Below are 5,882 nucleotides of genomic sequence, written 5' to 3' on the forward strand. Positions count from 1 at the left end.
ACCTCTGGCAACTCCTCAAGCTCCACCTCTCGTAATCGCTCCCTGATCACAGAACGAATGTTATTTTTTGTGATCTTCTCTCCAAAAACCTCTGAGAGGATATGCCACAACCGGGAGCCAACCACCCGAATGTAATCGGCATCGTAACCGGAACCGTCAGCAATCTCTTGATAAGTTTGTCCTGACCAACATTGGCGGAGCACCAGTTCTTGAACTGCGTTTAAGCGTTCGGGTTTGATGACCGTATCCACTATCGCCAATGCTTCTTCAACACTCATTACTTTTTATTATGTAATCAATTAGAATTATTTATTACTTTTTCTCACAGACAAAGCCAAATTGCCGATTTACCTTAAGGATAGGGATCGCAAATCGTCCTTTAGGGTTAACGCCAAGTCAGCGATCAATAAGCGATCGCTGGCTACCTACTTCAAGGGGGATCAGCTTCCCTAGTCAACCAGGCTTACGCAATTAAGCCATCTAAAAACTACCTATACGGGTTAAAGGGTTAGTAAACAGCTAGAAAAAATGTCACAGAGTCTACCAAAAACTCTGATTATTTGTTAGACTTAAATTAGGGTAACACCGACAGGGATTATTATGTAACTTAAATTAAAGCCGAAAACCAAGGGTTTAATAGTTGCGCTCTCGACCTACGGTGGAACCACTTTTTTGACATTTCTATGGCGCTCGCGGGATATTCCGTCAGAGCTTTGGGAGATACCCCCTGGATGTGAAAGCATCTTGCATTGGCGGGCCTTGGTCTATCTTGGTAGACTTTGGTAGCTAAAAAGTATCGGTAACAGTTAAAACTACCTCGTAATTGTGGGCATCCAACAATAGGGCATGGGATTTACCCCTACTCCATGCTCTATTTTGTTATACCTGGTTAACTAATGGTTAACTAAGATGTTCCATAACTGATCCACGGTACTGTTCCACAGTGGCTAGCGTTGTATTGAAGTTTGGTTTTCGAGAGTTGACCGTTGCTTGTTTATCGTCCACATTCAGTCCACATTCAACAGTCCCACCTCTGATTTAAACGGTATAACCGCAACTTAGGATGATGCCAAACAGCGTTATTGATTTGCTGAGTCAAACCATCAGGAAGGATGTTCATCGTTAACAACCATTAACACAATTGAGCTTAAAGAATATGGCAAAACGTTTACTATACCACAGCTTTTGCCTTTCGGGTTTCCTTTTTGGCTCAATTATCAATGAGTAACTCAATTGGGCTAATTCAGGGTGATAGAGAAAGTAGGTGTTCGCTAGAATTAACAATGATCAGCCAGATCAGCAACCTGTAGAAAGGTTTCAGGATTCTGCCTTTAATGACCTCCTGATTCCCTGGCTTAACCCAGATAGTTTTAGGAGACGGTTGAGGCAAGTAATCCAGAGGTCAAAGTGGTATAAGGGTTATCGATTCGCCGTCTTATTGGTGGCTTTGGAACGTTTCAAAGTCATTCAGTTTAGTATGGGACGGCAAGTGGGATCAAAATTGCTAAAGGCTTTTGATTCTCGCTTGACTTATACCCTGAATTCTACCGTTAACTATACCGTTAACTATACCGTTAACTATACAGTGGCGCGGTGGTCAGAAGATGAATTAGCGGTCTTGCTCCAAGACATTAACGATGTCAGTGAAGCTACCTTGGTAGCAGAACAGATTTGCGCTAGCCTGCGATCGCCTTTTTCGATTGATGACCATGAGATCTTTATGAGTGCCAATATTGGAATTGCTAGCAATGACAGGGATGATTACCAACCCTCTGCTCTTCTTGACAACGCCAGTCTAGCTCTTTATCGAGCCAAAATGGAAAGTAACACTGGCTATCAGCTATTTACCCCTGCCATGCGCACCCGGAGTGCAGAGCGGTTGCAGTTAGAAGATAGTTTACGCTTGGGTATTAAGCGCCAAGAATTGCGGCTTTATTACCAGCCGATTGTGTCTCTTGAAACCCATAAGCTGGCTGGCTTTGAGGCACTGGTGCGCTGGGAGCATCCCGAACGGGGACTGCTGTTGCCAGCAGAATTTATTCCGGTGGCAGAAGAAACAAAGCTGATTGTGCCACTGGGTTGGTGGGTACTACGGGAGGCTTGCCAACAAATGTGGCAGTGGCAACAACAGTTTGCCCAATATCGAGATTTAACCATCAGCGTTAACGTCTCTAGCTTACAATTATCCCAACCAGATCTAATCAGTAAAATCGACACAATTTTGTGGGATTCTGGTCTCGATGCCAAGAGTTTGAAACTGGAGATCACAGAAAGTGTACTGCTGGAAACCACTGCAGTGGTTCTGTTGGAGAAACTCAAACAGCGAGAGATTCAGTTGTGCATTGATGATTTTGGGACTGGCTATTCTGCCTTGAGTTACTTGCCAAATTTACCCATTGATATATTGAAAATTGACCGCTCTTTTGTCAAAGGCATGAGTGATGATCACAAACATGGGGAAATATTGCGGTGGATGGTAAAGTTGGCAAACGACCTTGGTATACATGTAGTAGCAGAGGGAGTAGAAACTGAAAAGCAATGGGGACAGCTTTGTGATTGGCGTTGTCAATATGGACAGGGGTATTGGTTTTCTAAACCTTTAAATGCCGAAGCTACTGAAGCCTGGTTAGAGGGTCTAAGTGTGGGAGGAGAAGGGAGTGTGGGAAGATGGGGAGATGGGAATCGGGAATCGGGAATCGGGAATCGGGAATCGGGAACTTCGGATAAAGGAAGATTAGGAACAACAGAGGATTTCTTGGTGTGATGAGAAATCAGGATTGGGTTTGATGATCGACTGCGCGTTTATGATACTGTTTATGATACTTATGAGGTACATTCAATTTTTCCATAGGCCACTCCCGACTCCCGACTCCCGACTCCCGACTCCCGACTCCCGACTCCCTAATGATTCCCAAAGCCGAACGATACTGGCTCAAAAATGCCTACGTACCATGTTGCCTACTGGAAAACAGCAACATTTACCATCGCAACGAGCAGGGTTTGTGCTTAGTTGATATTGAAATTAATCAGGGAGCCATTGCTGCAATAGTGCCAAAGGCGATTTTTCCCAAGGGGCAGCAAAACACGATGGTCGAAAAGAGCCGCTACGGGAACGCAAACAGTACCGACAACAGCATTGCAAACAGTGTTGAAGCTAGCACAGATACCAGTAACATACCTAGTCACATCCCGAGTATAGATCTCAAGCAAGGACAAGTATGGCCCTGTTTTCTAGATATACACACCCATCTGGATAAAGGTCATATCTGGGAACGGTCTCCCAATCCTGATGGTACCTTTAATAGTGCCTGTCTGACCGGAGATGCTGATGCCGAAACCTATTGGCAAGGGGAAGATTTATATCGGCGCATGGAATTTGGACTCAAATGTAGCTATGCTCATGGCACTAAAGCTATCCGCACCCACATTGACTGGGTTGGAGAACAAAGTGCGATTAGCCTAGGCGTTTTCCAAACCCTCCAGAAAGAATGGCTTGACAGAATTACCCTACAAGCAGTGTCTCTAGTTACTCTAGATTACTATCAAACTCCCGCCGCTGCCATTACCTTAGCCGACACAATTGCTGAAATCGGAGGCATACTTGGGGGAGTAGCCTATAGCAACCAAGACCTGGATGCTCAACTCGATACGGTCTTCTCCCTAGCTAAGGAGAGAAACCTCAACCTAGATTTCCATGCTGATGAAAATGGTAATCCCGATTCCCATTGCTTACGACAGATTGCCAAAGCTGCTATTCGTCATCAGTTTACCGGAAAAATTCTTTGTGGTCACTGTTGTAGTTTGGCAGTGCAACCCTTAGAGGAGGTTGCGGAAACTCTCAAGTTGGTCAAAGCAGCAGGAATTGCTATTGTTAGCTTACCCATGTGCAATCTTTATCTACAGGATCGACAGGCTAACTTTACACCGTCCTGGCGGGGAGTCACCAGGGTCCATGAAATTAAACAACAGGGTATTCCGGTAACATTAGCTAGTGATAATTGTCGAGACCCCTTTTATGGATTTGGGGACCATGATGTATTAGAAGTCTTTACCCAAGCGGTACGGATTGCCCATTTAGATATGCCCATCGGTGATTGGCCCTGTGCCGTAACCAAGACAGCGGCTGATTTAATGGGTTTACCCGAGATGGGTAGGATTGGGGTGGGACTCCCGGCAGATTTGATTTTGTTTAAAGGACGCCATTTCAGTGAACTTTTGTCCCGTCCCCAACATGACCGAATTATCTTGCACCAGGGTAAGCCAATTGATACTACGTTGCCGGATTATGCTGAGTTAGAGAATTAAGAATTAAGAATTAATAATTTAGAATTAAGAATTAAGAATTTAGAATGCAGAATTAAGAATTTAGAATTAAGAATTTAGGGAGTCGGGGCAAGAGAATGTAGGGTGCGTTAGGGGCGGGCGAGCCCTAATTTTCCACTTCGAGCGCCAGTATTAGAATAGCCCGCCCCGTAACGCACCACCAAGTAGAATGCTGATGACTATGATAAATACTATATATCAGTTCTCAACAATTCCTGAGCCCATATCCGATTTTTATCTGAAAAAGCTGGTACTGGCTCTTGGTCATAATCGAGTTGGTAATCATAACCCCCTCGTTCATAAACACTATTAATTATAGCTTGTAAATCTACTATCGGTTCAGAATCCTCTGGACGTAATGGTAGGGAAAAAGTTGGGAGTTGCTCTGGCAGATTACAAGTATATAATTCGGCTCGTGGGCGACGCTCTTCTCGACTAACCAAAACCCGATAATCGCTTTCGATAGTATTATCTAATAGTGGCATTGGTTTCCAGCCTCTGAGCAAATCGATCTCTACTAAATTAGTTAAACTTCCTAACACCCGTTGGCGTTTTTTCAGGTAAGTTTCTCTACCGTCACCAGAGCGCTTATTAACTGGAGATAAAACTTCGATAGCGGTTACCACAGCACCGGTAGTCATATCTCTTACTTCCAAATACCCTTGCTTGATTTCTTCAGGCATAGGAACCATTACTGTCACTGGTTTTGTGGTTGGTGGCGCAACAGCAACGTTAGAGCTGGAAGAATCTTCAGTATTTGGTTGACGTTTAACAGTAACATCAGGAATCCTAACTAATAAGACGTTATCTTCGTTAGTTTTATTAACCTGATAAATGCGCTTTTCAATAGCTACTTTATACTTCGGACGTACCTGAGGAATTAAACACTCAGCAATTAGACTAATCAACCAGTGATGTACTTCTGGCCATAAATCAGGATGCTCTAAATACGGATCCATACCGGGAAAGATTGACGGCATCCCTTAACCTCCGATCAGCTCTTTCTTCTAGGATAGCAGGATAGCAGGTTAGCAAGTTAGCAGGTTAGCAGGTTGTTCGCTTTTGAAGCTAGTAAGATCCAAGTTTTTGGGTTTTAGGGAGCAGGGACTAAAGCCATAGGCCACGCTTTGGGCCAAGCCCACGCTGCGCAAACGCCAACAGAGCTTCGGAGCACTGAATTCAGAAGATGGAAGAGGTAAAAAATATGTGTACCTCATGTTGAGGTGGCTCTTTGCCAATAAAAGTCATGGGCTACTGAAAACCTAGTTTTTTTCAATACCCCCTCAGGGACTGCTTACGTATCAGGTAAGGTATAATGGTAAATAATTACCGCACTACAAAAGTAAAAATGATTGGGACATGTATGGAGTTTAACCTCTTTATACTGACCGGTCTGAGGTGAATAAAAAAATAATCTCCATTCCTATTCGGTGATGAAAGCGATGAAAACTAAATCTCAAAAAATCAAATTATACTCAGTAAACGATCTGAAATCACTGTCCCAGTTAGCCTGTATATCATCTGAAACCCGCTTAGCAATGCAAGCTGTTGCTAAAGTG

At 43.8% G+C, this 5,882-nt stretch carries 5 protein-coding genes and 1 pseudogene; 3 read left to right on the forward strand and 3 right to left on the reverse strand.

Translation table 11 applies throughout. The features are described from left to right. Window positions 1-278, reverse strand: a pseudogene (locus tag F6K49_RS34230) (serine/threonine protein kinase); the annotation flags it as partial. Window positions 279-1,264: 986 nt separating this feature from the next. On the opposite strand from F6K49_RS34230, the gene F6K49_RS34235 reads away from it, so the two are divergent. The 3 genes from F6K49_RS34235 (at window position 1,265) to F6K49_RS34245 (ending at window position 4,305) form a co-directional block, all read left to right on the forward strand. After that, a complete protein-coding gene (locus F6K49_RS34235) occupies window positions 1,265-2,764 on the forward strand; it encodes a bifunctional diguanylate cyclase/phosphodiesterase (protein WP_293071884.1) in 1,500 nt (499 codons plus the stop codon). Window positions 2,765-2,825: 61 nt separating this feature from the next. Then, window positions 2,826-3,014 (forward strand): hypothetical protein, encoded by a 189-nt coding sequence (locus F6K49_RS34240; RefSeq protein ID WP_293028333.1) that lies wholly within the window; start codon window positions 2,826-2,828, stop codon window positions 3,012-3,014. Then, window positions 3,001-4,305: a cytosine deaminase gene (locus F6K49_RS34245; RefSeq protein ID WP_293103818.1), complete on the forward strand. Its 1,305-nt coding sequence runs from the start codon at window positions 3,001-3,003 to the stop codon at window positions 4,303-4,305. The genes F6K49_RS34240 and F6K49_RS34245 overlap by 14 nt, the downstream gene beginning before the upstream one ends. Before the next feature lie 209 nt (window positions 4,306-4,514). Here the strand turns inward: F6K49_RS34245 and F6K49_RS34250 are convergent, their stop codons facing one another. Beyond that, window positions 4,515-5,303 carry a DUF4058 family protein gene (locus F6K49_RS34250; RefSeq protein ID WP_293071886.1) on the reverse strand — a complete coding sequence of 263 codons (789 nt, stop codon included), beginning with the start codon at window positions 5,301-5,303 and terminating at the stop codon, window positions 4,515-4,517. A gap of 48 nt (window positions 5,304-5,351) precedes the next feature. Then, on the reverse strand, window positions 5,352-5,540 hold the full coding sequence (locus tag F6K49_RS34255; RefSeq protein ID WP_293071887.1) for a hypothetical protein: 189 nt from the start codon (window positions 5,538-5,540) through the stop codon (window positions 5,352-5,354). Window positions 5,541-5,882 lie beyond the last annotated feature (342 nt).

The organism is Moorena sp. SIO3I6 (assembly GCF_010672095.1).